The following is a 434-nucleotide window of genomic DNA, read 5'->3' on the forward strand; positions in this document are numbered from 1 at the left end:
CGGCGTGAAACCCCTTGGCCTGCAGCCAAAGCGGGAAATAGGGCAAATGGGTGCCAAGCGATATGAACAGCGTGCCGAAGATGAGGCTCATGCGCAGCTCAAAACGGCTCGGCTTCACGAGTTGTTCGGGCGAAAGCGGCGGCAGCGGCATGAATCGATCCAATGACGCTGCGCTCAACGACCGGCGAGCAGCGCAAACCGATCCTTAACATGAGGAAAAACCGGACGAAACCGGCTGGACCAGTCGATTAACACCAGAAATTACAGGGCCGGCTTCCACCTCAGGCCGCATGCACCACCCTGTCCTCGATCAGCATCGGGATGAAGGGCTCGTCAGGCGCCTTGGGCAGCACATGCGCCCAGGTCAGGATCTCCATGCGGCCGTCGAAATGCTAGACCACGGCGGTGCAGCTCTCCACCCAGTCACCGGTGTT

Annotated in this window: 1 pseudogene; it reads right to left on the bottom strand. The window is 60.1% G+C overall.

The annotated features are described in order from the left end of the window. Nucleotides 1-151, bottom strand: a pseudogene (locus tag EN852_RS42775) (MFS transporter); the annotation flags it as partial. Nucleotides 152-434: the final 283 nt, after the last annotated feature.

The sequence above is a fragment of the Mesorhizobium sp. M2E.F.Ca.ET.209.01.1.1 genome (assembly GCF_004010375.2).
Taxonomy (GTDB): domain Bacteria; phylum Pseudomonadota; class Alphaproteobacteria; order Rhizobiales; family Rhizobiaceae; genus Mesorhizobium.